Annotated in this window: 20 protein-coding genes; 19 read left to right on the forward strand and 1 reads right to left on the reverse strand. The window is 60.6% G+C overall.

Features of this window, described 5'->3' with window-relative positions; translation table 11 throughout:
- Positions 1–15 precede the first annotated feature (15 nt).
- From uppS to ispD, 19 genes are all read left to right on the forward strand, one after another.
- Positions 16–771, forward strand: coding sequence for a polyprenyl diphosphate synthase (gene uppS / locus AC07OJ_RS08110; protein WP_016974405.1), 756 nt, complete (start codon positions 16–18; stop codon positions 769–771).
- Positions 771–1,577, forward strand: a complete 807-nt coding sequence (locus AC07OJ_RS08115) for a phosphatidate cytidylyltransferase (RefSeq protein ID WP_065903083.1) — start codon at positions 771–773, stop codon at positions 1,575–1,577. Before uppS ends, AC07OJ_RS08115 begins: the two co-directional genes overlap by 1 nt.
- Complete coding sequence (gene ispC / locus AC07OJ_RS08120) at positions 1,574–2,764, forward strand: 1-deoxy-D-xylulose-5-phosphate reductoisomerase (protein ID WP_495094360.1); 1,191 nt, start codon at positions 1,574–1,576, stop codon at positions 2,762–2,764. The genes AC07OJ_RS08115 and ispC overlap by 4 nt, the downstream gene beginning before the upstream one ends.
- 53 nt (positions 2,765–2,817) lie before the next feature.
- A complete protein-coding gene (gene rseP, locus AC07OJ_RS08125) occupies positions 2,818–4,170 on the forward strand; it encodes a sigma E protease regulator RseP (protein ID WP_065903081.1) in 1,353 nt (450 codons plus the stop codon).
- A 74-nt stretch (positions 4,171–4,244) separates the two neighbouring features.
- Complete coding sequence (gene bamA, locus AC07OJ_RS08130) at positions 4,245–6,632, forward strand: outer membrane protein assembly factor BamA (protein ID WP_065903080.1); 2,388 nt, start codon at positions 4,245–4,247, stop codon at positions 6,630–6,632.
- Between the two features lie 45 nt (positions 6,633–6,677).
- Positions 6,678–7,181, forward strand: coding sequence for an OmpH/Skp family outer membrane protein (locus tag AC07OJ_RS08135; RefSeq protein WP_003172279.1), 504 nt, complete (start codon positions 6,678–6,680; stop codon positions 7,179–7,181).
- A gap of 3 nt (positions 7,182–7,184) precedes the next feature.
- Complete coding sequence (lpxD, locus tag AC07OJ_RS08140) at positions 7,185–8,240, forward strand: UDP-3-O-(3-hydroxymyristoyl)glucosamine N-acyltransferase (protein WP_065903077.1); 1,056 nt, start codon at positions 7,185–7,187, stop codon at positions 8,238–8,240.
- A 111-nt stretch (positions 8,241–8,351) separates the two neighbouring features.
- Positions 8,352–8,792: a 3-hydroxyacyl-ACP dehydratase FabZ gene (gene fabZ, locus AC07OJ_RS08145; RefSeq protein ID WP_003172281.1), complete on the forward strand. Its 441-nt coding sequence runs from the start codon at positions 8,352–8,354 to the stop codon at positions 8,790–8,792.
- Positions 8,789–9,565 carry an acyl-ACP--UDP-N-acetylglucosamine O-acyltransferase gene (lpxA, locus tag AC07OJ_RS08150; RefSeq protein ID WP_065903075.1) on the forward strand — a complete coding sequence of 259 codons (777 nt, stop codon included), beginning with the start codon at positions 8,789–8,791 and terminating at the stop codon, positions 9,563–9,565. The genes fabZ and lpxA overlap by 4 nt, the downstream gene beginning before the upstream one ends.
- Positions 9,566–9,567: 2 nt before the next feature.
- Positions 9,568–10,707, forward strand: a complete 1,140-nt coding sequence (gene lpxB / locus AC07OJ_RS08155) for a lipid-A-disaccharide synthase (RefSeq protein ID WP_065903073.1) — start codon at positions 9,568–9,570, stop codon at positions 10,705–10,707.
- Positions 10,704–11,336 carry a ribonuclease HII gene (gene rnhB, locus AC07OJ_RS08160; RefSeq protein ID WP_495094361.1) on the forward strand — a complete coding sequence of 211 codons (633 nt, stop codon included), beginning with the start codon at positions 10,704–10,706 and terminating at the stop codon, positions 11,334–11,336. The genes lpxB and rnhB overlap by 4 nt, the downstream gene beginning before the upstream one ends.
- Before the next feature lie 76 nt (positions 11,337–11,412).
- Positions 11,413–14,934 (forward strand): DNA polymerase III subunit alpha, encoded by a 3,522-nt coding sequence (dnaE, locus tag AC07OJ_RS08165; protein ID WP_065903070.1) that lies wholly within the window; start codon positions 11,413–11,415, stop codon positions 14,932–14,934.
- Positions 14,935–15,063: 129 nt separating this feature from the next.
- On the forward strand, positions 15,064–16,011 hold the full coding sequence (locus AC07OJ_RS08170) for an acetyl-CoA carboxylase carboxyltransferase subunit alpha (RefSeq protein ID WP_003172288.1): 948 nt from the start codon (positions 15,064–15,066) through the stop codon (positions 16,009–16,011).
- A gap of 192 nt (positions 16,012–16,203) precedes the next feature.
- Positions 16,204–17,523, forward strand: a complete 1,320-nt coding sequence (tilS, locus tag AC07OJ_RS08175) for a tRNA lysidine(34) synthetase TilS (protein WP_495094362.1) — start codon at positions 16,204–16,206, stop codon at positions 17,521–17,523.
- Positions 17,524–17,796: 273 nt separating this feature from the next.
- Complete coding sequence (gene pyrG / locus AC07OJ_RS08180) at positions 17,797–19,428, forward strand: CTP synthase (protein ID WP_065903062.1); 1,632 nt, start codon at positions 17,797–17,799, stop codon at positions 19,426–19,428.
- A 5-nt stretch (positions 19,429–19,433) separates the two neighbouring features.
- Positions 19,434–20,279, forward strand: coding sequence for a 3-deoxy-8-phosphooctulonate synthase (gene kdsA, locus AC07OJ_RS08185; protein ID WP_201143652.1), 846 nt, complete (start codon positions 19,434–19,436; stop codon positions 20,277–20,279).
- Positions 20,280–20,442: 163 nt separating this feature from the next.
- The gene (gene eno / locus AC07OJ_RS08190; protein ID WP_065903054.1) at positions 20,443–21,732 is read left to right on the forward strand and encodes a phosphopyruvate hydratase; all 1,290 of its coding nucleotides are present in this window, start codon (positions 20,443–20,445) and stop codon (positions 21,730–21,732) included.
- Between the two features lie 171 nt (positions 21,733–21,903).
- A complete protein-coding gene (ftsB, locus tag AC07OJ_RS08195; RefSeq protein ID WP_003172294.1) occupies positions 21,904–22,182 on the forward strand; it encodes a cell division protein FtsB in 279 nt (92 codons plus the stop codon).
- Positions 22,179–22,886 (forward strand): 2-C-methyl-D-erythritol 4-phosphate cytidylyltransferase, encoded by a 708-nt coding sequence (ispD, locus tag AC07OJ_RS08200; protein WP_201143653.1) that lies wholly within the window; start codon positions 22,179–22,181, stop codon positions 22,884–22,886. The genes ftsB and ispD overlap by 4 nt, the downstream gene beginning before the upstream one ends.
- A gap of 270 nt (positions 22,887–23,156) precedes the next feature.
- On the opposite strand, the gene AC07OJ_RS08205 is transcribed toward ispD, so the two are convergent.
- Positions 23,157–24,053, reverse strand: coding sequence for a LysR substrate-binding domain-containing protein (locus AC07OJ_RS08205; RefSeq protein ID WP_065903049.1), 897 nt, complete (start codon positions 24,051–24,053; stop codon positions 23,157–23,159).
- Positions 24,054–24,149: the final 96 nt, after the last annotated feature.

The raw sequence follows: 24,149 nt of genomic DNA on the forward strand, positions 1-24,149 counted from the left end.
GGTCAGGACGCCTTCATGGAAAAGACCAAGCAGACTGTACCCTCTGTGGTGCCGCGCCATGTCGCGATCATCATGGATGGGAATAATCGCTGGGCGAAGAAACGCTTTATGCCGGGTGTTGCCGGGCATAAAGCGGGTGTCGATGCGGTACGGGCTGTGATTGAGGTGTGTGCCGAGGCCAAGGTCGAAGTCTTGACCCTGTTTGCCTTCTCCAGCGAGAACTGGCAGCGCCCGGCCGAAGAAGTCAGTGCCTTGATGGACCTGTTCTTCAAGGCTCTGCGTCGCGAGGCCAAGCGCCTCAACGACAACAACATCAGCCTGCGCATCATTGGCGATCGCTCGCGTTTCCACCCGGAACTGCAGGCAGCCATGCGCGAAGCCGAGGCCATTACCGCCGGGGCCAACCGTTTTGTGCTGCAGATCGCAGCCAACTACGGTGGCCAGTGGGATATCGCCCAGGCCGCGCAGCGACTGGCCCGCGAAGTGCAAGCCGGTCATCTGCGCCCGGACGACATCACGCCCGAACTGCTGCAGACCTGCCTGGTGACCGGCGACCTGCCGTTGCCGGACTTGTGCATCCGCACCGGTGGCGAGCACCGCATCAGCAACTTCCTGCTGTGGCAGCTGGCCTATACCGAGCTGTACTTCTCCGACCTGTTCTGGCCGGACTTCAAACACGATGCCATGCGTAATGCGCTGGCCGATTTCGCTTCCCGTCAGCGTCGCTTCGGTAAAACGAGCGAGCAGATCGAAGCTGGAGCCCGGGTTTAATGCTTAAACAACGAATCATCACAGCACTGATCCTGTTGCCGATCGCCTTGTGTGGGTTTTTCCTGCTCGATGGTTCCGGCTTTGCGCTGTTTATTGGCTTGGTCGTAACCCTGGGCGCCTGGGAATGGGCGCGCCTGGCGGGCTTCAGTGCACAGTTGCCACGTGTGGTGTACGCCGCAATCGTGGCGCTGTTGCTGTTTCTCATGTACATCCTGCCGGACGTCGCGCCCTGGGTGCTGGGGGCGGCGGTCTTGTGGTGGGCGCTGGCGACGTTCCTGGTGCTGACCTATCCGCGCACCAGCAGTCATTGGTCCAGTGTGGCCTGCAAGCTGGTGATTGGCCTGTTGATCCTGCTACCGGCCTGGCAAGGGCTGGTACTGATCAAGCATTCGCCGATGGGCAACTGGCTGATCATGGCGGTGATGGTGCTTGTCTGGGGCGCGGATATCGGCGCCTACTTCTCGGGTCGTGCGTTCGGCAAGCGCAAGCTGGCGCCGGCGGTCAGCCCGGGTAAGAGCTGGGAGGGCGTGTACGGCGGCCTGGCATTGACCCTGCTGATCACGCTGGTGGTGGGTGTGGTGCGTGACTGGTCGGTGAAGGAGATCTTCCTGGCGCTGCTGGGCACTGCCATCGTCGTCTTTATCTCGGTGGTCGGTGACCTGACCGAAAGCATGTTCAAGCGCCAGGCCGGGATCAAGGACAGCAGCAACCTGCTGCCGGGCCACGGCGGCGTGCTGGATCGTATCGACAGCCTGACGGCGGCCATCCCGATTTTCGCCGTACTGCTGTGGATGACTGCCTCGTGAGCCGCCTGCAACAGGTAACCGTGCTGGGCGCTACGGGCTCGGTAGGGCTGAGCACCCTGGACGTGATCGCTCGCCACCCGGATCGCTATCAGGTCTTCGCGCTGACCGGGTTCTCCCGTTTGAGCGAATTGCTCGCCCTGTGTGTGCGCCATGCACCGCGTTTCGCCGTCGTGCCTGAGGCCGCGTTGGCGCGCGGGCTGCAGGATGATCTGCGGGCTGCCGGGCTGGCGACCCAGGTGTTGGTGGGCGAGGAGGGGCTGTGCCAGGTGTCGGCGGATGCCGAGGTGGATACCGTTGTCGCCGCCATCGTCGGGGCAGCTGGCTTGCGTCCAACCCTCGCTGCGGTCGATGCTGGCAAGAAGATCCTGTTGGCCAATAAAGAAGCGCTGGTGATGTCCGGTGCGCTCTTTATGCAAGCGGTGCGCAAGAGCGGCGCGGTGTTGCTGCCCCTCGACAGTGAGCACAACGCCATCTTCCAGTGCATGCCGGGTGACTTTGCCCGAGGCCTGAGCCAGGTCGGCGTGCGTCGGATTCTGCTGACGGCCTCTGGTGGTCCTTTCCGTCAAACTCCGTTGGCTGAGCTGGAACATGTGTCTCCGGACCAGGCCTGCGCTCATCCGAACTGGTCGATGGGGCGCAAGATCTCCGTGGATTCGGCAAGCATGATGAACAAGGGGCTGGAGTTGATCGAGGCCTGCTGGCTGTTCGATGCACGCCCCGAGCAAATCGAGGTGGTGATCCACCCGCAAAGTGTGATTCATTCCCTGGTCGACTATGTGGATGGTTCGGTGTTGGCGCAGTTGGGTAACCCCGACATGCGCACGCCCATCGCCAACGCCCTGGCCTGGCCGGAGCGGATTGATTCCGGCGTGGCGCCATTGGACCTGTTTGCAATTGCGCGGCTGGATTTCGAGGCGCCGGACGAGCAACGCTTTCCTTGCCTGCGCCTGGCGCGACATGCAGCGCAAGCGGGTAACAGCGCACCGGCGATGCTCAATGCTGCCAATGAAGTGGCCGTGGCGGCGTTTCTCGAACGGCGCATCCGCTTTCCGCAGATCGCGAGTATCATCGAGGACGTCCTGGCGCTTGAGCCTGTCGTGGCAGTGAATGATCTGGGAGCGGTGTTCGAGGCTGATGCCAAGGCTCGTGCCCTGGCTCAACAATGGCTGGACCGCAACGCGCGTTAGTTTGAGGGCGTGTTTGAGCCTTCAGGCACTGGATTGGAATGCGGAGAAATTAGATGAGTGCGCTTTACATGATTGTCGGCACCCTGGTTGCTCTGGGTGTGCTGGTTACCTTCCACGAATTCGGCCACTTCTGGGTGGCACGTCGTTGCGGCGTCAAGGTATTGCGCTTTTCCGTCGGTTTCGGCATGCCGCTGTTGCGCTGGCATGACCGTCGCGGCACCGAGTTTGTGATTGCGGCCATCCCCTTGGGTGGCTACGTCAAGATGCTCGATGAGCGCGAAGGTGAAGTGCCGGCTGATCAACTGGACCAGTCCTTTAACCGCAAGACCGTTCGTCAGCGTATTGCGATTGTTGCCGCGGGACCGATCGCCAACTTCCTGCTGGCGATGGTGTTCTTCTGGGTGCTGGCCATGCTCGGCAGCCAGCAGGTGCGCCCGGTCATCGGCGCGGTCGAGGCCGATAGCATGGCGGCAAAGGCCGGCCTGGTCGCAGGGCAAGAAATTGTATCCATTGATGGCGAGCCCACCACGGGGTGGGGCGCGGTCAATTTGCAATTGGTTCGTCGCCTGGGTGAGAGCGGTACCGTCAATGTGGTGGTGCGCGAGCAGGATTCCACGACCGAAACCCCGCGTACGCTGGCCCTTGACCATTGGCTGAAGGGGGCTGACGAGCCTGATCCGATCAAATCCCTGGGTATCCGTCCGTGGCGCCCGGCGCTGCCGCCGGTGCTCGCCGAGCTGGACCCGAAAGGCCCGGCCCAGGCCGCCGGGTTGAAAACCGGTGATCGCCTGTTGGCCCTCGATGGCCAGGCATTGGGCGACTGGCAGCAAGTGGTCGACCTGGTTCGTGTACGGCCTGATACCAAAATTGTGCTGAAAGTTGAGCGCGACGGTGCTCAAATCGACATCCCTGTCACCCTGGCGGTGCGCGGGGAAGCCAAGGCGGCCGGGGGTTACCTGGGTGCCGGGGTGAAAGGTGTAGAGTGGCCGCCATCGATGGTGCGCGAGGTCAGTTTCGGGCCGTTGGCAGCAATTGGCGAGGGCGCTCGACGCACCTGGACCATGAGTGTGCTGACCCTCGAATCCCTCAAGAAAATGTTGTTCGGCGAGCTCTCGGTAAAAAACTTGAGTGGACCGATAACCATTGCTAAAGTGGCGGGCGCTTCTGCCCAGTCGGGTGTCGCGGATTTCCTGAATTTCCTGGCTTATCTGAGTATTAGCCTGGGTGTTCTGAATTTGCTGCCCATTCCAGTATTGGATGGGGGGCATCTGTTGTTTTATCTGGTCGAGTGGGCGCGTGGTCGTCCCTTGTCGGATCGGGTGCAGGGTTGGGGGATACAGATCGGTATCAGTTTGGTGGTCGGGGTGATGTTGTTAGCCTTGGTCAACGATCTGGGTCGTCTGTAACGCTTCGCTGAATTGCGAATCTGCCGCATTTTGCGGCAGTTTGTTTATTGCCAGTTGGAATAAGAAAGGACTTCATGAAACGTCTGCTGCTAACTGCGGTTCTCACCGTATTGATGATCGCCGAAGTTCACGCCGAGTCCTTCACCATCTCCGATATTCGCGTCAACGGCCTCCAGCGGGTTTCCGCGGGTAGCGTCTTTGGTGCCTTGCCGTTGAACGTTGGGGAACAGGCTGATGACCGTCGCCTGGTGGAATCCACTCGTGCGCTGTTCAAAACCGGTTTCTTTCAAGACATCCAACTGGGTCGCGAAGGCAACGTCCTGGTCATCACTGTCGTCGAGCGACCTTCCGTCGCCAGTATCGAGATCGAAGGCAACAAAGCGATCTCCACTGAAGACCTGATGAAGGGCCTCAAGCAATCCGGCCTGGCCGAGGGCGAGATCTTCCAGCGCGCCACCCTTGAGGGTGTGCGTAACGAGCTGCAACGCCAGTACGTTGCCCAGGGCCGCTACTCCGCGACCGTGGAAACCGAAGTGGTCCCGCAACCTCGTAACCGTGTCGGCCTCAAGGTCAACATCAACGAAGGTACCGTGGCGGCGATTCAGCACATCAACGTGGTGGGCAATACCAAGTTCGCTGATGACGACCTGATCGACCTGTTCGAACTCAAGACCACCAACTGGTTGTCGTTCTTCAAGAACGACGACAAGTACGCACGTGAAAAACTCTCCGGTGACCTGGAGCGTCTGCGCTCCTACTACCTGGACCGTGGCTATATCAACATGGATATCGCTTCGACCCAGGTGTCCATCACCCCGGACAAGAAGCACGTCTACATCACCGTCAACGTCAACGAAGGCGAGAAGTACAAGGTTCGTGACGTCAAGCTCAGCGGCGACCTGAAAGTCCCTGAAGACCAGGTCAAGGCGCTGTTGCTGGTGCAGAAGGACCAGGTGTTCTCGCGCAAGCTGATGACCACCACCTCCGAACTGATCACCCGCCGCCTCGGTAACGAAGGCTATACCTTCGCCAACGTCAACGGCGTGCCGACCCCGCACGATGATGACCATACCGTGGACATCACCTTCGTTGTCGACCCAGGCAAGCGTGCCTACGTGAACCGCATCAACTTCCGTGGCAACACCAAGTCTGCGGACGAAGTGCTGCGTCGTGAAATGCGTCAGATGGAAGGTGGCTGGGCGTCGACTTACCTGATCGACCAGTCCAAGACCCGTCTTGAGCGCCTGGGCTTCTTCAAGGAAGTCAACGTCGAGACCCCGGCCGTACCGGGCGTGGATGACCAGGTTGACGTGAACTACGCCGTGGAAGAGCAGGCGTCGGGTTCCATCACCGCCAGCGTTGGTTTCGCACAGAGCGCCGGCCTGATCCTCGGTGGTTCGATCACCCAGAACAACTTCCTCGGTACCGGTAACAAGGTTTCCATCGGCCTGACCCGCAGCGAATACCAGAGCCGCTATAACTTCGGTTATGTCGACCCCTACTGGACTGCCGACGGTGTGAGCCTGGGCTACAACGCCTTCTACCGCACCACCGACTACAAAGACCTCGACGTTGACGTAGCAAGCTATGCGATCGACAGCCTGGGTGTGGGCGCCAACATTGGCTACCCGATCAGCGAAACGTCGCGCCTGACCTTTGGCCTGACCGCGCAACAGGATGAGATCAAGACCGGTGTGTACACCGTGGACGAGATCTTCGACTTTACCCGTCGCGAAGGTGACAAGTTCCTGAACTTCAAGGCGTCCGCCGGCTGGTCCGAGTCGACCCTGAACAAAGGTGTGCTGGCGACCCGTGGTCACTCCCAGAGCCTGACCCTGGAAACCACGACGCCGGGCAGCGACCTGTCGTTCTTCAAACTCGACTACCGCGGCCAGTTGTTCCAGCCGTTGAGCGATAACTACACCATGCGCCTGCACACTGAGCTGGGCTATGGCGATGGTTATGGTTCGACCAATGGCTTGCCGTTCTATGAGAACTACTATGCTGGTGGTTTCAACTCGGTACGTGGCTTCAAGGACAGCACCCTGGGTCCTCGTGGTACGCCAAGCCGTGGTGTGGGTGTAACCGGTAACCAAGGCACTGTGGCGGATTCGGACAACGACCCGCTGCCGTTCGGTGGTAACGTTTTGATTCAGGGTGGTGCGGAGATTCTGTTCCCGCTGCCATTCGTGAAGGATCAGCGTTCGCTGCGTACTTCGGTCTTCTGGGACGTGGGTAACGTGTTCGACTCCAAGTGCGAGCAGATCCGTAACCCGAGCGGCGTGAAGTCCGAAACCCAATGCAACGACGTGAGCCTCAGCAACCTGGCAAGCTCCGTGGGTGTGGGTGTGACCTGGGTGACCGCGCTTGGCCCATTGAGCTTTGCTCTGGCCATGCCGATCAAGAAACCGGATAACGCTGAAACCCAGATTTTCCAATTCTCCCTCGGCCAGACGTTCTAAGCGTCTGACCCAAGATAACGACAACGGATTCTGTAGGAGTACATCGTGCGTAAGTTGACTCAATTGGTTCTGCTGGCCACCGTGCTGGTAACCACCCCGGCCTTCGCCGAAATGAAAATCGCCGTCCTGAACTATCAGATGGCTCTGTTGGAATCCGATGCGGCCAAGAAGTACGCCGTGGATGCCGAGAAGAAATTCGGTCCGCAACTGACCAAGCTCAAGACCCTGGAAAGCAGTGCCAAGGGCATCCAGGATCGCCTGGTAGCCGGTGGCGACAAGATGCAGCAGGGCGAGCGCGAGCGCCTGGAGCTTGAATTCAAGCAAAAGGCCCGTGACTACCAGTTCCAGTCCAAGGAGCTGAACGAAGCCAAGGCAGTTGCCGACCGCGAAATGCTCAAGCAGCTGAAGCCGAAACTGGACAGCGCTGTGGAAGAAGTCATCAAGAAAGGTGCCTTTGACCTGGTGTTCGAGCGTGGCGCTGTCATCGACGTCAAGCCTCAATACGACATCACCCGTCAGGTGATCGAGCGCATGAACCAGCTGAAGTAAGCCATGACCGCGACTATCAAGCTCGGCGAGTTGGCCGAGTTCCTGGGGGCCACCTTGCGTGGCTCCAAGGAGAAAGAAATCACTGGGCTAGCCACCTTGCAGGAGGCTGGCCCAGCTCAGTTGAGCTTCCTCGCAAATCCCCAATACCGTAAATACCTCGTCGATAGCCAGGCTGCAGCCGTGTTGCTCAAAGCCGCTGACGCCGAAGGGTTTGCCGGGGATGCGCTGGTGGTGGCCGACCCGTACCTGGCTTATGCACGGGTATCGCACCTGTTCGACCCGAAACCCAAGGCTGCCGCCGGTATTCATCCTTCGGCGGTCATTGCCGATGATGCGCAGGTTGACCCTGCGGCCAGCGTCGGCGCGTTTGCGGTGATCGAGAGCGGTGCACGCATTGCGGCGGGTGTGACTGTCGGTGCGCATTGCTTCATCGGCGCACGCTGCGAAATCGGTGCCGATGGCTGGCTGGCACCCCGCGTGACCCTGTACCACGATGTGCGTATCGGCGAGCGTGTGGTCATCCAGTCGGGTGCCGTGATCGGCGGTGAAGGTTTTGGCTTTGCCAATTCCAAAGGTGTCTGGAACAAGATTGCCCAGGTCGGCGGCGTATTGATCGGCGACGACGTGGAAATCGGTGTCAACACCGCTGTTGATCGCGGGGCCCTGGCCGATACCGTGATCGGTAACGGCGTGAAGCTCGATAACCAGATCCAGATCGCCCACAACGTCCAGATTGGCGATCACACCGCCATGGCGGCGTGTGTAGGCATCTCCGGCAGCACCAAAATCGGCAAGCATTGCATGCTAGCCGGTGGCGTAGGGTTGGTGGGGCATATTGAAGTTTGCGACAACGTATTCATCACCGGCATGACCATGGTGACCCACTCGATTACCGAGCCGGGTGCCTATTCTTCCGGTACCGCCATGCAGCCTGCAGCTGAATGGCGCAAGAGTGCAGCACGGTTGAGGCAGCTCGACGACATGGCTCGACGCCTCAAACAGCTGGAAAAGCGTGTTGGAGACGTGACCCCTGGCGGTAATGCTTCATCAGAAGGCTGATACCATTTCCATATCAAGTGTGCACAGCCGCTAGACTGCCTCCTTGATTTGCTAGCGGGGCGTGCTTTTAGTTCGCCCGCCCCCAATCTTTATTACAGGCTTCCCCCCGAAATGATGGACATCAACGAGATTCGCGAATACCTGCCTCACCGTTACCCGTTCCTGCTGGTGGACCGCGTAGTGGACCTCAATGTTGAGGAAAAGCGCATTCGTGCCTACAAGAATGTCAGCATCAACGAACCGTTCTTCAATGGTCACTTTCCTGCGCATCCCATCATGCCGGGCGTGTTGATCATCGAAGCGATGGCCCAGGCTGCCGGTATCCTTGGTTTCAAAATGCTCGACCTCAAGCCTGCCGATGGCACGCTTTACTATTTCGTGGGCTCCGACAAGTTGCGTTTCCGCAACCCGGTTACCCCGGGTGACCAGTTGATCCTGGAAGCCAAGTTCATCAGCTGCAAGCGCCAGATCTGGAAGTTCGAATGCCAGGCTTCGGTGGATGGCAAGCCGGTGTGCTCCGCTGAGATCATCTGTGCGGAACGCAAACTATGAGTTTGATTGACCCTCGCGCAATCATCGATCCGTCGGCCGTGCTGGCCGCCGACGTTGAGGTCGGCCCTTGGTCGATCATCGGCGCAGGTGTGGAAATCGGCGAGGGGACTGTCATCGGGCCGCACGTGATCCTCAAGGGTCCGACCCGCATTGGCAAACACAACCGCATCTACCAGTTCTCCTCGGTAGGCGAAGACACCCCGGACATGAAGTACAAGGGTGAAGAGACACGCCTGGTAATCGGTGATCACAACATCATCCGTGAAGGCGTGACCATTCACCGTGGCACTGTGCAGGATCGTGCCGAGACCACGCTGGGTGATCACAACCTGGTCATGGCCTATGCCCATATCGGCCATGACAGCGTGATCGGCAACCACTGCATCCTGGTCAACAACACCGCCTTGGCTGGCCATGTGCACGTTGACGACTGGGCCATCCTGTCCGGCTTTACCCTGGTGCATCAGTACTGCCATATCGGCGCCCACAGCTTTTCCGGCATGGGTACCGCAATCGGCAAGGACGTACCGGCGTTTGTCACGGTATTCGGCAACCCGGCCGAAGCCCGCAGCATGAACTTCGAAGGCATGCGCCGTCGGGGTTTCAGCGAAGAGGCGATCCACGCCCTGCGCCGTGCCTACAAGGTGGTTTATCGTCAGGGGCTGACGGTGGACCAGGCGTTGATCCAACTGGCCGAGTCGGCAGCGTTGTTCCCGGAAGTCGCGGTGTTTCGCGACTCGATCCAGGCGTCGACTCGCGGCATCACCCGCTGATCATGGCCACTCTGCGTATCGCGCTGGTGGCCGGAGAAGCCTCCGGCGACATTTTGGGCGCAGGTCTGATGCGGGCGCTCAAGGCCCAGCATCCAGCAGTGGAGTTCATCGGCGTCGGCGGCCCGCTGATGCAGGCTGAAGGGCTCACGTCCTACTTCCCCATGGAGCGCCTGTCGGTCATGGGGCTGGTTGAGGTGCTGGGTCGCCTGCGCGAGCTGTTGGCCCGCCGCAAGCTGCTGATCCAGACGCTGATCGAAGAAAAGCCTGACGTCTTTATCGGCATCGACGCACCGGATTTCACCCTCAACATCGAACTCAAGTTGCGCCAGGCCGGGATCAAGACCGTGCACTACGTCAGCCCATCCGTTTGGGCGTGGCGGCAGAAGCGTGTGCTGAAAATCCGTGAAGGCTGTGACCTGATGTTGACCCTGCTGCCGTTCGAGGCCAGGTTCTACGAAGAGAAGGGGGTGCCGGTGAGGTTTGTCGGGCATACCCTGGCGGACACCATTCCCTTGCAGGCTGACCGCGCGGCTGCGCGTGCCGAACTGGGCCTGCCCGACGGCCCGCTGGTGGCGCTGATGCCGGGCAGCCGTGGCGGCGAAGTCGGCCGGCTGGCCTCGGTGTTTTTTGATGCTGCCGAGCGCCTGCAGGCCTTGAAGCCAGGCGTACGTTTCGTGCTGCCGTGCGCCAGCCCGCAGCGTCGCGCGCAGATCGAAACCTTGCTGGAAGGCCGCAACCTGCCATTGACCTTGCTCGACGGTCAGTCGCACCTGGCTCTCGCGGCCTGCGACGCGGTGTTGATCGCCTCGGGCACCGCGACACTGGAAGCCTTGCTGTACAAGCGCCCGATGGTTGTGGCCTACCGCCTTGCGCCGCTGACGTTCTGGATTCTCAAGCGCATGGTCAAGAGCCCTTACATCTCCTTGCCCAACCTGCTGGCCCAGCGCCTGCTGGTGCCGGAGTTGTTGCAGGACGATGCAACGCCCGAGGCCCTCGCGCAAACTCTACTACCCTTGATCGACGGCGGCGAAGAACAGACCCGTGGTTTCGACGACATCCACCGCACCCTGCGCCGGGATGCCTCGAACCAGGCGGCTGACGCCGTGTTGAGCTTGATCGGCCACAAACAGGAAGCTTTATGAGCACGCAAATGGGCCTGGATTTCAGCCTGGTTGCCGAAGCCCACGCACTCGTGGCCGGCGTTGACGAAGTCGGACGCGGCCCGCTGTGCGGCGCGGTGGTGACGGCGGCGGTGATCCTCGACCCGAACCGCCCGATCCTGGGCCTCAACGACTCGAAGAAGCTCACCGAAGCACGCCGTGAAAAGCTCTACGACGAGATCTGTGAAAAAGCCCTGAGCTGGCATATCGCCCGGGCCGAAGTCGAAGAAATCGACGAATTGAATATCCTCCACGCCACCATGCTGGCCATGCAGCGGGCAGTGGAAGGCCTGCACATCACGCCGAAAATGGCGATGATCGACGGCAACCGTTGCCCCAAGCTGGCCATGCCGTCCGAGGCGGTGGTCAAGGGCGATAGCAAGGTGCCGGCCATTGCCGCCGCTTCGATCCTGGCCAAAGTCAGTCGCGACCGTGAAATGGCTGCGTTTGAATTGATCTATCCCGGCTACGGCATCGGTGGGCACAAGGGCTATCCGACGCCCGTTCATCTGGAAGCCCTGGCGCGCCTGGGTCCTACCCCGATCCACCGCCGCTCGTTCGCCCCGGTGCGCCAGGCCTACGAGCTGCGCGAGAGCTTCAGCGAGGTTTAGTCGCGAGGCTGATGTTTTTGCCAAGGCCCGGTACAATCCGGGCCTTGTTGTTTTCATGTATCAAGACAGGATCACTATGCCGGCTTCATTCGTTCATCTACGCCTGCACACTGAATACTCCCTGGTCGACGGCCTGGTACGGATCAAACCGCTGGTCAAAACCCTGGTGGGCATGAATATGCCTGCGGTCGCGGTGACCGATCAGAACAACATGTGTTCCCTGGTCAAGTTCTACAAGAACGCCATGGGCGCCGGGATCAAGCCGATCTGCGGCGCCGACCTGTGGCTGTCCAACAAGGACCCCGATAACCCCCTGAGCCGCATCAGCCTGTTGGCGATGAACGGCGTCGGTTATCGCAACCTCACCGAATTGATTTCCCGTGGTTTTATCGATGGCCAGCGCAACGGCTCGATCATCATCGAGCGCGAATGGGTCGCCGAGGCCAGCGAAGGCCTGATCATGCTGTCGGCCGCCAAAGAAGGCGAGATCGGCATCGCGCTGTTGGGCGGCAACCCGCACGAAGCCGAAGTGCTGGCGAGTGAGTGGATGCAGGTCTTTCCGGGGCGCTTCTATCTGGAAGTGCAGCGCACCAACCGCCCCAACGATGAAGAGCATCTGCACGCCGCCGTGGCCCTCGCCGACAAGCTGGGCGCGCCACTGGTGGCGACCAACGATGTGCGCTTCATCAAGAAAGAAGATTTCGAGGCCCACGAAACCCGCGTGTGCATCGGCGAAGGCCGGGCCCTGGATGACCCGCGCCGCTCCAAGAACTACAGCGAAGAGCAGTACCTCAAAAGCGCGGACGAGATGGCCGAGCTGTTCAGTGACCTGCCCGAGGCCCTGGAAAACTCCGTCGAAATCGCCAAGCGCTGCAATATCGAAGTGAAGCTGGGCAAGCACTTCCTGCCCAACTTCCCGATTCCCGATGGCATGACCATCGATGAATACTTTCGCAAGGTGTCGTTTGACGGCCTGGAGGAGCGCCTCAGCGTCCTGCTGCCTAAGGACACCACCGAAGACTATGAGGCCAAGCGCCAGGTCTACGTTGATCGGCTGAATTTCGAGCTGGATATCATCATCCAGATGGGGTTCCCCGGTTACTTCCTGATCGTGATGGACTTCATCCAGTGGGCCAAGAACAACGGCGTACCGGTCGGTCCTGGCCGGGGGTCAGGTGCTGGCTCGCTGGTGGCCTATGTGCAGAAGATCACCGACCTCGACCCGCTGGAATATGACCTGCTGTTCGAGCGCTTCCTCAACCCGGAACGGGTCTCCATGCCCGACTTCGACGTCGACTTCTGCATGGACGGTCGCGACCGCGTGATCGAATACGTGGCCGAGAAGTACGGCCGCAACGCCGTGAGCCAGATCATCACCTTCGGTTCGATGGCGGCCAAGGCGGTAATCCGCGACGTGGCACGGGTGCAGGGCAAGTCCTACGGCCTGGCAGACCGCCTGTCGAAAATGATTCCGTTCGAAGTCGGCATGACCCTGGAGAAGGCTTACGAGCAGGAAGAAATCCTGCGCGACTTCATCAAGGTCGATGAAGAAGCCGCCGAAATCTGGGACATGGCGCGCAAGCTTGAAGGTGTGGTGCGTAACGTCGGTAAACACGCCGGTGGTGTGGTTATCGCGCCGACCAAGCTGACCGACTTTTCGCCGATCTATTGCGACGAAGAAGGCGATGGCCTGGTGACCCAGTTCGACAAGGACGACGTCGAGGCTGCCGGCCTGGTGAAGTTCGACTTCCTCGGCCTGCGGACCCTGACGATCATCGACTGGGCGCTCAAGACCATCAACCGCGACCGTGCCAAGGTCGGTGAAGAACCGCTGGATATCGCCTTTATCCCGCTGGACGACAAACCGACGTACACGCTGTTGCAAAAAGCTGAAACCACAGCGGTGTTCCAGCTTGAATCGCGTGGCATGAAAGAGCTGATCAAAAAGCTCAAGCCCGACTGCCTGGAAGACTTGATCGCACTGGTGGCCCTGTTCCGTCCGGGCCCGTTGCAATCGGGCATGGTGGATGACTTCATCAACCGTAAGCACGGGCGTGCCGAGCTGGCGTACCCGCACTCGGACTACCAGTACGAAGGCCTCAAGCCCGTATTGGCGCCGACCTACGGCATCATCCTGTATCAAGAACAGGTGATGCAGATTGCCCAGGTCATGGCCGGTTACACCCTCGGTGGCGCGGACATGCTGCGTCGAGCCATGGGTAAGAAAAAGCCCGAGGAAATGGCCAAGCAGCGCGGCGGTTTCATTGAAGGTTGCGCCACCAACAATATCGACGCTGACCTCGCCGGTAACATCTTCGACCTGGTGGAAAAATTCGCCGGTTACGGTTTCAACAAATCCCACTCCGCCGCGTACGGCCTGGTCTCGTACCAGACCGCCTGGCTGAAAGCCCACTACCCGGCGCCGTTCATGGCTGCGGTACTCTCGGCGGATATGCACAACACCGACAAGGTCGTGACCTTGATCGAGGAAGTGCGCACCATGAAGCTGCGCCTCGACGCGCCGGACGTGAACGCCTCGGAATTCAAGTTCACGGTGAACGACGAAGGCCGCATCATCTATGGTCTCGGCGCGATCAAGGGCGTCGGCGAAGGTCCGGTGGAAGCCATCACCGAAGCCCGCCAGGACGGCCCGTTCAAGGACCTGTTCGACTTCTGCGCACGGGTTGACCTCAAGCGCATCAACAAGCGCACCCTCGACGGCTTGATCCGCAGCGGTGCGCTGGACCGCCTCGGCCCGTACTTCCATGACGAGCCGAAGGCCTACCAGGCGAACATCGACCGCAACCGCGCCGTGCTGCTCACCGCCATGGAAGAAGCGATCAAGGCCGCCGAACAGACTGCTCGCACCCACGACAGCGGTCACGCCGACCTGTTTGGCGGGCTGTTCGTCGAGGAAGACGCGGATGTGTACGGCAACCATCGCAAGGCCAAGGAGTTGACCCTCAAGGAGCGCCTCAAGGGTGAGAAAGACACCTTGGGCCTGTACCTCACCGGTCACCCGATTGACGAGTACGAGGGCGAGATTCGCCGTTTCGCCCGCCAGCGCATCATCGACCTGAAGCCGGCGCGGGATACCCAGACCGTCGCCGGCATGATCATCGCCCTGCGCGTGATGAAAAACAAAAAGGGCGACAAGATGGGCTTTATCACCCTCGACGACCGCTCGGGCCGGATCGAGGCGTCGCTGTTTGCCGACGCCTTCCATTCCGCGCAGTCGCTGCTGCAGACCGATGCCATGGTGGTCGTGGAAGGGGAGGTCAGCAACGACGACTTCTCCGGCGGCCTGCGCCTGCGGATCAAGCGGGTGATGAGCATGGAGGATGCGCGTACCAATCTGGCCGAAAGCCTGCGCCTGAAGGTGAAAACCGAGGCACTCAAGGGCGATCAGCTACGCTGGTTGGGCGACCTGCTCAAGCGCCACCGTGGTGCGTGCCCGGTGACCATGGAGTACACCGGCAATGACGCCAAGGCGATGCTGCAGTTTGGTGAGACCTGGCGAATTGATCCCGCTGATGGCTTGATTCAAGCATTGCGTGACCAGTTCGGGCGAGACAACGTCTTCCTCCAATACCGTTGACGGTCAGATATGTCTGATCACGACTAAACATTTAATCTCGACCTAAACGCGCCTCTCCCTTAAGGTAGGGCGCGAATAGACAACCGGCTGGCCAGGCACTCCCTGGCCGTCGACCCAAGACGGACGCTTATGAACCCGAATTTTCTTGATTTCGAACAGCCGATCGCTGACCTGCAAGCCAAGATTGAAGAACTGCGCCTGGTCGGCAATGACAATTCGCTGAACATCGGCGATGAGATCGCTCGCCTGCAAGACAAGAGCAGCACGCTCACCGAAGACATCTTCGGCAAGCTGACCAGCTGGCAGATCGCGCGCCTGGCTCGCCACCCGCGCCGTCCATACACCCTGGACTACATCCAGCACATCTTCACCGAGTTCGACGAGCTGCACGGCGACCGCCACTTCTCCGACGACGCGGCCATCGTCGGCGGTATTGCCCGCCTGGACGACCAGCCAGTGATGGTGATCGGTCACCAGAAAGGCCGTGAAGTGCGCGAGAAAGTCCGTCGCAACTTCGGCATGCCGCGTCCGGAAGGCTACCGCAAGGCGTGCCGCCTGATGGAAATGGCCGAACGTTTCAAGATGCCGATCCTGACCTTCATCGACACCCCGGGTGCTTACCCAGGTATTGACGCTGAAGAGCGCAACCAGAGCGAAGCGATCGCCTGGAACCTGCGAGTGATGTCCCGTCTGAAAACCCCGATCATCGCCACCGTGATCGGTGAAGGTGGTTCCGGCGGTGCACTGGCCATTGGCGTCTGCGATCAGCTGAACATGCTGCAATACTCGACCTACGCGGTGATCTCGCCGGAAGGTTGCGCCTCGATCCTGTGGAAAACCGCCGAAAAGGCGCCGGACGCTGCTGAAGCCATGGGCATCACCGCCGATCGCCTCAAAGGCCTGGGTATCGTGGACAAAGTCATCGCCGAGCCTTTGGGCGGTGCCCACCGTGACCCGGCCGCGGCTGCCGCGACCATCCGTGCCGAACTGGGCTCGCAACTGGCGATGCTCAAGAAGCTGGATAACGAAGCGCTGCTGGCCCGTCGCTACGAGCGCTTGATGAGCTACGGCCTCTAAGCACGACACGGTACTCAATGTGGGGGCTGGCTTGTGTGGGAGCTGGCTTGCCTGCGATAGCATCAATTCGGTGTCACTGATGACCCGAGTTGCCTGCATCGCGGGCAAGCCCGGTTCCCACGCAAGCCCGCTCCCACATTTGCTTTGTGTATGCTTGGCGGACGTATTCCAGATTGGCGGCGGTAATGTGTGATGAAACCAACTCTACCCGCCCAACTCCTGCAAGCCCTTGCCCCTTGGCGCAATGCCCCGGCCTGGCACGTCGCATTCTCGGGTGGCCTTGATTCCACCGTCCTGCTGCACCTCCTGGCCACGCTGGCCAACACTGACCACCTCCCGCCACTGAGCGCGATCCATGTCCACCATGGCCTGCAAGCTGCCGCCGACGCGTGGCCTGTTCACTGCCAGTCGGTATGCGACAGCCTGGGCGTGCCCCTGCGTGTGATGCGCGTGCAGGTGCAACCCGGTGCCAGCCTTGAGCGTGCCGCCCGAGACGCGCGTTACCAGGCGTTTACCGAGGTGACGGGGGCAGGGCAGGTGATGCTCACCGGCCAGCATCGTGACGATCAGGCTGAAACCCTGCTGTTTCGCTTGTTGCGTGGCGCCGGGGTGCGCGGGTTGGCGGCAATGCCGGTACAGCGGCCATTGGCAGGTGGCTATCTGGTGCGGCCATTGCTGCATGTCTCGCGTGAAGAGCTGGAAGCCTACGCCCGCGTGCATCAGCTCAGGTGGATCGAAGACCCGTCCAACGCCGATCCACGCTTCTCTCGCAACTACCTTCGTCATCGTGTGTTGCCGGTGCTTGCGCAGCGCTGGCCTCAGGCCGTAGCCAGCCTTGCGCGCACGGCCGAGCACCTGAGTGAAGCCCAGGGCCTGCTCGATGAGCTGGCATACATGGATCTGCACACCGCCGATCAGCCGTCCCCCTTTGCCTGGCTGCCGTTACCGTCGCTGGCGCTTGCGCCGCTGTGTGAACTGTCCGACGCTCGTCAACGCAACGCCCTGCGGCATTGGCTGACTCCGCTTACCCGCTTGCCCGACAGCGACCATTGGGCCAGCTGGCTTTCCCTGCGGGATGCCAAGGACGACGCACAGCCTGTGTGGCGCCTGGCTGACGGTGAGCTGCACCGTTGCCGTGAGCGCATCTGGTGGCTGCCTGCCGTTTGGTCGGAATTTTCCGACGCATCGGTGAGCTGGCCTGATCCGCAATACCCACTAGAGTTACCCGGCAATGGTCGGCTGAGTGTGACCGGCACTGCGCCTGCAGGCCCTTTGGTTGTCCGTTATCGCCAGGGCGGTGAAATCGTCGAAGTGCCAGGTCGAGGCCGGCGTGACTTGAAGCGCCTGCTTAATGAAAGTGGGCTCCCGGGTTTCGTCCGTGGCAGATTGCCGCTGCTCTATCAGGGCGAGCAATTGCTGGGTGTGCCCAGCCTTGCGGGACTCTGGCCAGCAACGCGCGAACGCTGGCAATTGCATTGGGTGCCACAGACCTGCGATCAAGGTTTGAGCTGATAGAGCCTTTCCGGTAGACTACGCTCCCTTCTTGATACAACTTCTGTGGATTCGCCTGAATCGCAGCAGTTGCCGATTACCAAGCAGTCTTTGCTGGGCGATTCCAAAAAATGTGTAGCGATCAACGTACCGGTGTTTCATTGCTGGTCTGTCACAACGCGGCGGTTTTTTTGAAAGGTGCACTGTGATTAATGCAGGTGATCGGGGGCTTCGGCCTTCCTTCGCTTTCCCCGGCGGCTCGGACCGCTTTAACGCAGACTTCTAGGGTTTTTCATGACGCGCTACATATTCGTCACGGGCGGTGTTGTTTCTTCATTGGGGAAAGGCATTGCCTCCGCTTCATTGGCGGCCATCCTGGAGGCGCGGGGACTTAAGGTCACCATGCTCAAGCTGGACCCGTACATCAACGTCGACCCGGGCACCATGAGCCCGTTCCAGCACGGTGAAGTGTTCGTCACCCACGACGGCGCCGAGACTGACCTGGACCTGGGCCACTACGAGCGGTTCATCCGCACGACCATGACCCAGAACAACAACTTCACCACCGGCCGTGTCTACGAGCACGTGCTGCGCAAGGAGCGCCGTGGTGACTACCTGGGTGCAACCATTCAGGTGATCCCGCACATCACCGACGAAATCAAGCGCCGCATCATCAAGGGTGCAGGCGACGCGGACGTGGCGATGGTCGAGATCGGTGGCACCGTGGGTGACATCGAGTCCCAACCGTTCCTCGAAGCCATCCGCCAGTTGCGTTTCGAAGTCGGCGCCAAGCGCGCGATGCTGATGCACCTGACGCTGGTGCCGTACATCGCCACCGCCGGCGAAACCAAAACCAAGCCCACCCAGCACTCGGTCAAGGAACTGCGTTCCATCGGCCTGCAGCCGGACGTGCTGGTGTGCCGCTCCGATCACCCGATCGACATCTCCTCGCGTCGCAAGATCGCGCAATTCACCAACGTTGAAGAGCGTGCGGTAATTGCCCTGGAAGACGCCGACACTATCTACAAGATCCCGGGCATCCTGCACTCGCAAGGCCTGGATGATTTTGTGGTCGAGCGTTTCGGCCTGCAGTGCGGCGGTGCCGACCTGTCCGAATGGGAAGCCGTGGTCGACGCCAAGCTCAACCCTGAGCATGAAGTCACCATCGCCATGGTCGGCAAGTACATGGAACTGCTGGACGCGTACAAGTCGCTGATCGAAGCGATGAGCCACGCCGGCATCAGCAACCGGACCAAGGTCAACCTGCGCTACATCGATTCCGAAGACATCGAGAACCAGGGCACCGCGCTGCTCGAAGGGGTTGACGCGATCCTCGTACCGGGCGGTTTCGGCCTGCGTGGCGTGGAAGGCAAGATCACCGCCGTGCAGTACGCCCGTGAGAACAAAGTGCCGTACCTGGGTATCTGCCTGGGCATGCAAGTGGCCGTTATCGAGTTCGCCCGTAACGTGCTGGGCTGGAAAGACGCCAACTCCACCGAGTTCGACAGCAAGAGCGGCCACCCGGTCGTGGGCCTGATCACCGAGTGGGAAGATGCCACCGGTGCCGTCGAGACCCGCACCGAAGCCTCCGACCTGGGCGGCACCATGCGCCTTGGCGCGCAAGACTGCCTGCTGGAGCCGGGCTCGCTGGTCCACGACTGCTACGGCAAGGACGTGATCGTCGAGCGTCACCGTCACCGCTACGAAGTGAACAACAACCTGCTGCCGCAAATCAAAGAAGCCGGCCTGAAGATCTCCGGTCGCTCCGGTGATGGCGCGCTGGTTGAAGTGGTCGAGGCACCGGATCATCCGTGGTTCGTGGCTTGCCAGTTCCACCCTGAGTTCACCTCGACGCCGCGCGACGGTCACCCGTTGTTCAGCGGTTTCGTCAAAGCAGCACTGACGCAACATCAGAAGAAGGCGTAACCCTGATGGCCCAGAAGATCATTCGCGTAGGCGATATCGAGATTGCCAACGACAAGCCCATGGTGCTGTTCGGCGGCATGAACGTGCTGGAAAGCCGCGACATGGCGATGCAGGTCTGTGAAGAGTACGTACGCGTTACCCAGAAACTGGGGATCCCGTATGTGTTCAAGGCCAGCTTCGACAAGGCCAACCGTTCGTCCGTGACCTCCTATCGCGGCCCGGGCCTTGAAGAAGGCATGCGGATCTTCCAGGACATCAAGCAAGCCTTCGGCGTGCCGATCATCACCGACGTCCACGAGCCTGAGCAGGCTGCCGTGGTCGCCGAGGTGTGCGACATCATCCAGTTGCCGGCCTTCCTGTCGCGCCAGACCGACCTCGTGGTCGCCATGGCCAAGACCGGCGCGGTGATCAATATCAAGAAAGCCCAGTTCCTCGCACCCCAGGAAATGAAACACATCCTGAACAAGTGCGTGGAAGCGGGTAACGACCAGTTGATCCTCTGCGAGCGTGGTTCGAGCTTCGGCTACAACAACCTCGTGGTGGACATGCTCGGTTTCGGCATCATGAAACAGTTCGAATACCCGGTGTTCTTCGACGTGACCCACGCGCTGCAAATGCCGGGTGGCCGCGCCGATTCCGCTGGCGGGCGTCGTGCCCAGGTATTGGACCTGGCCAAGGCGGGTATCAGCCAGTCCCTGGCGGGCCTGTTCCTGGAAGCCCACCCGGACCCGGACAACGCCAAGTGCGACGGCCCCTGCGCCCTGCGCCTGGACAAGCTGGAGCCGTTCCTTTCCCAGCTCAAGCAGATGGACGAACTGGTCAAGAGTTTTCCTGTCGTCGAAACCGCGTAAGATCACGATCCCTGTGCAGGAGCCGGCTTGCCGGCGATGGCGCCCTCAAGCCTTGCGGCGATGCGACGGACCGCATCGCCGGCGAGCCGGCTCCTGCAATGTGCACCACAAGTTAAATCGAGCGGTATAGAGCGTTTTCGTCAACTTTGGAGTGTTTACAACAATGGCAAAAATCGTCGACATCAAAGGTCGTGAAGTTCTCGACTCCCGTGGCAACCCCACCGTCGAAGCCGACGTGCTTCTCGATAACGGCATCATCGGCAGCGCCTGCGCGCCGTCCGGTGCTTCCACCGGTTCGCGCGAAGCGCTGGAACTGCGTGATGGCGACAAGAGCCGTTACCTGGGCAAGGGTGTACTCAAGGCCGTAGCCAACATCAACGGCCCGATCCGTGACCTGTTGCTGGGCAAGGACCCGCTGGACCAGAAAGCCCTGGACCACGCAATGATCAAGCTCGACGGCACTGAAAACAAAGGCAGCCTGGGCGCCAACGCCATCCTCGCGGTGTCCCTGGCAGCTGCCAAGGCCGCGGCCCAGGACCAGGACCTGCCGCTGTACGCCCACATCGCCAACCTGAACGGCACGCCGGGTGTCTACTCGATGCCGGTCCCGATGATGAACATCATCAACGGCGGCGAACACGCCGATAACAACGTCGACATCCAGGAATTCATGGTGCAGCCGGTGGGCGCCAAGTCGTTCTCCGAAGGCCTGCGCATGGGCACCGAGATTTTCCATCACCTGAAGGCTGTACTGAAGGCCCGTGGCCTCAGCACTGCTGTGGGTGACGAAGGTGGTTTCGCGCCGAACCTGGCGTCCAACGAAGATGCACTGAAAGTGATCTCCGAAGCGGTGGCCAACGCTGGCTACACATTGGGCACCGACGTGACCCTGGCCCTGGACTGCGCGGCCAGCGAGTTCTACGAGGACGGTAAATACAACCTGTCCGGCGAAGGCCACGTGTTCACCTCCGAAGGTTTTGCCGACTACCTCAAGGGCCTGACCGAGCGCTACCCGATCATCTCGATCGAAGACGGCCTGGATGAGTCCGACTGGGCTGGCTGGAAAGTCCTCACCGACAAGATCGGCGAGAAAATCCAACTGGTGGGCGACGACCTGTTCGTGACTAACACCAAGATCCTGAAAGAAGGCATCGATAAAAAGATCGCCAACTCGATCCTGATCAAGTTCAACCAGATCGGCACCCTGACCGAAACCCTGGAAGCCATCCAGATGGCCAAGGCTGCGGGCTACACCGCCGTGATCTCCCACCGCTCCGGCGAAACCGAAGACTCGACCATTGCCGACCTGGCCGTGGGCACCTCGGCGGGCCAGATCAAGACCGGTTCCCTGTGCCGTTCCGACCGCGTTTCCAAGTACAACCAATTGCTGCGTATCGAAGAGCAACTGGGCGGCAAAGCCAAATACAACGGTCGCAGCGAGTTTCGCGGCTGATTGTTAAATGGTAAAAAGTCCGCGGATTGCGTCGGAAAAATCACGACAGTGTGCATTTCGACGCTAATCTGATGACTATCTAGCACAAGCCTGGTTCTTCCAGGCTTCGTGCTATCAGTTGCTGCAAAAGTTTTGCATGGCGGTCTTTTTTCACTGGATACCCGATATTCGATGCGCAGTCCCAATTGGTTGTTCCTCGTCTTGCTCTTGTTGCTGGCTGGCCTGCAGTACCGCCTATGGGTGGGTAATGGCAGCTTTGCGCAGGTAAAAGACCTGACGCAGCAAATTGCCGACCAGCATGCCGAGAACGAGCGTCTGCTGGAGCGTAACCGCGTCCTCGATGCCGAAGTGCTTGAGTTGAAAAAAGGCACCGAGACCGTGGAAGAGCGCGCGCGTCATGAGCTGGGCATGGTCAAGGAGGGCGAAACCCTCTACCAGTTGGCCCAATGAGTCACCGTTTGCCGGCCTTCTGGGCCGTGATACCTGCCGCGGGCGTCGGTGCCCGTATGGCTGCGGACCGTCCCAAGCAATATCTGCAACTGGGCGGGCGCACTATTCTCGAACACAGCCTCGGCTGTTTCCTTGACCACCCTACGCTCAAGGGCCTGGTGGTCAGTCTTGCTGTTGATGATCCCTATTGGCCCAGCCTGGCGTGTGCCACTGACCCGCGCATCCAGCGTGCAGACGGCGGTTCGGAGCGCTCGGGGTCGGTGCTCAATGCACTGCTGCATCTGAATGCGCTGGGCGCTGGCGACGACGATTGGGTATTGGTGCACGATGCGGCGCGACCGAACCTGAGCCGCGATGATCTCGACAAACTCCTGGCGGAGCTGGCGGACGACCCGGTGGGTGGCCTGCTCGCCGTGCCGGCCCGCGACACCCTCAAGCGTGTCGACAAGCACGGCCGGGTGCAGGAAACCGTGGATCGCAGCCTGATCTGGCAAGCGTACACCCCGCAGATGTTCCGCCTCGGTGCTTTGCACCGTGCGCTGGCTGACAGCCTGGTGGCGGATGCGGTGATCACCGACGAAGCGTCGGCCATGGAGTGGGCCGGTCAGGCCCCCCGGCTGATCGAAGGACGCTCGGACAATATCAAAGTGACCCGGCCGGAAGATCTGGAGTGGTTGCGCTTGCGGTGGGCGAATCGGCGCTAGTCGGTGATATGTGGGAGCTGGCTTGCCTGCGAAGAGGCCGGCACCAACAGCCCAGCATTACCGGCTCCTACATTCAATCTCCATATGCCCAGGGGCTAAGCCTCACCCCAATCCCCTGTGGCAGCTGCCTTGCTCGCGAAGGCGGCGTGTCAGTTGATGCATTCGGTGGCTGACCCGCCGTCGTCGCAGGCAAGCCAGCTCTTGCAAGATAAACGCGGTCAATGTGGGAGCTGGCTTGCCTGCGAAGAGGCCGGCACCAACAGCCCAGCATTACCGGCTGTACTCCGGCCGCTCAGCCAACCCTTCCTTCAAGAAATCCACTAATTTCCTTACCTTCGGCGACAAGTGCCGTTGCTGCGGATACAGCGCCCACACCGCCGTATTCGGCGGCTGATGCGCCTCCAGCAGTGACACCAGCGCGCCGCTGTGCAAGTGCTCCAGGACGTAATAATCCGGCAACTGGCACAAGCCGACGCCTTGCAAGGCCGCATCCAACACCGCTTGCCCACTGTTGCAGCGCCAATTGCCCTGCACCCGCTGGGAAAATTCGCGCCCGTCCTGGGCCAGTTGCCAGATATCCGAGCTGCCGATCAGGCAGTTGTGCCGGCTCAATTCCGACAAACTATGTGGCCGACCATACCGGGCGAGGTAGGACGGTGACGCGCACAGGTACATGCGCCGGGGAGCGAGGCGGCTGGCGACCATGCGTGAATCCTGCAAGCGTCCCAGGCGAATCGCCAGGTCCAGGCCCTCGTGCACCAGGTCGAGCTGGCGATTGGTCAATTCGATATCTACCCGCAACTGCGGATACAGCGCCATGAACCGCGTCACCAACGGCACGATAAAGCGCTCGCCGTAGGCCACGGCGCAGGTCATGCGCAACATTCCCTTGGGCTCGCTGGTCAGGTCGCCCACGGCGCGCAGCGCTTCCTCGCGGCCATCCTGCAGGCGTTGGCAATGTTGCAGGAAAGTCTGGCCGGCTTCGGTCAGCGTCACTTTGCGCGTGCTGCGATAGAGCAAACGCGTCTGCAGGCGTTCTTCCAGGCGTGCCACTTGCCGGCTGATATGCGACGACGACACGCCCAGCCGCTCGGCTGCTGCAGTGAATTGGCTGCACTCGGCGACGGCGACGAACTCATCGATGCCTTCCCAGCGGTTTTCCAGCATGGCGATTATCCCTGTACAGCAATAAAGTTTTGCTTTCGCCTGGATTATTAATCAGGTAGCCATGTTTTACACTCACCGTCTCAGTTTTTAACCCGA

The sequence above is a fragment of the Pseudomonas sp. GW821-FHT09C08 genome (assembly GCF_059418125.1).